Origin of the sequence: Streptomyces marokkonensis (assembly GCF_039539045.1) — a bacterium.
Lineage (GTDB): Bacteria > Actinomycetota > Actinomycetes > Streptomycetales > Streptomycetaceae > Streptomyces > Streptomyces marokkonensis.
On sequence record NZ_BAABCQ010000336.1, the window covers coordinates 1 to 2818 of the forward strand.

The 2818-nt window shown below is 65.6% G+C and carries 3 protein-coding genes; all 3 read right to left on the reverse strand.

Features of this window, described 5'->3' with window-relative positions; genetic code table 11:
- Positions 1-137 precede the first annotated feature (137 nt).
- On the reverse strand, positions 138-1091 hold the full coding sequence (locus ABEA26_RS36520; RefSeq protein WP_425587960.1) for an SMI1/KNR4 family protein: 954 nt from the start codon (positions 1089-1091) through the stop codon (positions 138-140).
- A gap of 282 nt (positions 1092-1373) precedes the next feature.
- Entirely contained in the window at positions 1374-1895 is a 522-nt protein-coding gene (locus ABEA26_RS35630; RefSeq protein WP_345598170.1) for a group II intron maturase-specific domain-containing protein, read from the reverse strand.
- Between the two features lie 36 nt (positions 1896-1931).
- Positions 1932-2818 (reverse strand): group II intron maturase-specific domain-containing protein (locus ABEA26_RS35635; protein WP_345598172.1); only part of this gene is annotated, 887 nt, incomplete at its 5' end.

Sequence of the window (2818 nt, forward strand, 5' to 3'; positions counted from 1 at the left end):
CCCATAACCCGATGATCACTCACACCTGGCGCGCACCAGAGGATCTCTGAAGCCTTACTCGGGGATTGAAATGACAGGTAGTTCGCAGTGTACGATCCGGCAGTTCCCGGAAAAGCCTCACCCCAATGACCTGCAACCTACACACGTGTGGTGGAGGAATGCAATTGACCCGAGACGAAGATCACACACGTCGACCCGAGCCCACTTGTCGCAAGTGTGTGGATATTATTGATCCGAAACGTTTGAGGGGACAGCACCAGACCGAGTGTGTCCGTGATCAGGTGCCGCTTACGTCCTTTGATCTTCTTGCCGGCGTCGATGCCCTGGCTGGTCTCGGCGACATTTGCCGAGGTCTTCACGCTCTGCGCGTCCACCACTGCCGCGGTCGGCTCCGCCCGGCGGCCGTGGAATCGGCGGGTCTTGTCGCGTAACAGGTCGTGGACCTGCTGGGTGGTGCCGTCGGCTTCCCACTTCGCGTAGTATTCGTGGCCCTTGAGTCCCTGGAACGAATCGCGCTGCGCCGCGACCAACTCGGCGAAGGACCCGTACCGGTCGCTCAGACCCGGTTGCCAACTCGACCAGGTGTACGCGGCCCACTCCCCGTCCTGCGACACGTCCCCGGAGTCCAGCAGCCACCACTGGGCGTCGCCCTCGTCCGCGATGAGCAGGACGGGGGCCCTGACGTGCTTGCTCGCGTCGTCCGGCTCATCGTCACAGGTGCCCATGTACATCTCGGCGTCATCGTCGTCGAGCCAGTCGAGGGCGCCGGTCGTGCGTATCTCATGCATGAACGGGCCGAGGCGCGACCAGCCGTCGGAGGCGCCCAGGAACGAGCGATAGCTGGGCGGGAGCCGGGTGCCGAGCCGCTCCTCCAGAGCCACGATCCGCTGCTCGTCCGCGCCCTCGTAGCCCAGCCACCCGGTGGCCCGCTGCTCGTCGCCGACGTTGAACAACTCACGCTCGCCCGACACCCGCAGAACATCGGCACCGTACTCAGCCAGGTAGAAGCGCCACTGTTCGACGGTCCTGAGCCGCTCCGCGGCCGACCCGATTTCCGGATCGGCGGCGGAATCCCCGAAGATAGATCGCACAGCACTCCTGACGTTCTGATGTTCCGATGCCCGTATGGTCGCTGAACTCGCCGGGCTGTTGGGCTTGTTCAGCACACTAGGCCCAGCACTCCGGCATCGTTCATGCTGGAGACGCCCACTGACATCGCGCCCGGGACCGTCGGCCCGCCGGCATCGGGGGGGGTGCCTGTTGAGTCGGCACGGAGCGCGGTGCCGGTGTTGCCACCGGTCCGTTTCTCCGTGCCGCTCGCCGAACCCGGCGTACCCGTCTCCGAGTACCGGGCTCTCCACGGACTCTGTCGTTCAGGCGTGGTTGGGGCTGGTCCAAGGGTTGGGGATCGTGTTGCCTCTGTATCGGTAGCGGGTGACCGCCACCGCTTGGAGGTCGAACAGTTCGATCCCGTCTGCCGAGGGCCTTTGCCACCGTCCGTTGTGGTCGGTGAGGCGTCGGCGGACGTCCTTCCACTTCCAGCGGTGCAGTGCCATCCACCAGCTGATCACCCGGTGCCAGGTGAAACTGGCCAGGGAACTCAGGGTGGCTTTGCAGACTGCGTGCTTGAAGTAGTTGGCCCAGCCGCGCATGATCTGGTTGGGCCTGATCAGCACGTCCCTGGGGTTCTGTTGCGACGTTCTGTTCGTCAGGGCGGGGATCTTGTCCTTCAGCTGCCGGATGGGCCGGTCAGCGATGAAGGTGTAGACGTGCCACTTGTCCGTTCCCCGCTTGCGGCGCCACTGGATGCGGAACCGTCGGGTAGCGGGGACGCATTGCTGCGTCCCCGCCCCCTCAGAACCGGGCGTGCCCGCTTTCCAGGCACCACGGCTCAAGCAAGCCCCGAGGACGACGAGGATTCCGCGTCGGCGTCATGGCTGGTGCACCGCTTTTCCGGCAAGGATCTGCCGTCGACAGTGCGCGTGGAGGAGTCGGTAGAAGGTCCGGTCCTGGCCGTCGACCTGTTCGACGATGTGCTGTTTGGCCAGCACCCGCCGGACGGTCATGAACCACTGTTCCCACTCGCGCGGGCTGCGTGGCTCGTGCTCGGCGTGCAGCAGGAATTCCCCGCATGCGGGACAGCGTCCACCTTGGCTTCGCAGAAGCCGGGCGGTGTGCTCGTCCACGGGCGGGGCCTTCTTCTTGCGCCGCCGTTCGGTCCAGTACTCGGCCAGGGCGGGGTCATCCGGAGATGCTCCACCGTGGACCGGGACGTGCCGGACGATCTTCGTCCAGGCGAACTTGGTGAGGTAGGCGCCGCTGTCGCGGTCGCCGAACACCCACCGGTCCTGTCGGGACTTGTGGAACTTGCCGAAGTACCGGGTCGCGACCCAGCCCCTCGACTTGTTCGGGTGCGAACGTCTGGCCCACCGATAGGTGAGGTGCCAGACATGGTGGTCCAGGCCGGTGAAGACCCGGCCGGAGACCACGCTCCGGTAGTAGGCCGACCATCCCCGGATAACCGGGTTGAGCCGGAACACCACCGCGGCCGCGTTCGCGCCGTGCATGGAGCGCACGTCAGCGGTGAGCCGCTTCCGGAACCGCTTGACCGACTCCTTGCTGGGGGTGATGAGCAGCTTTCCGCTGCCCTGCCGATCGACTCGGCGGCGGATGTCGAAGCCCAGGAACGAGAACCCGTCCTCAACGTGGACGATGCGCGTCTTGTCCTCGTTGAAACGGAGTCCTCTCGGCTCCAGCCACGCCGTGAGACTGGCCTTGACCTGCTCAGCCGCAGCGCGGCTGTGGCACATCGCCACGA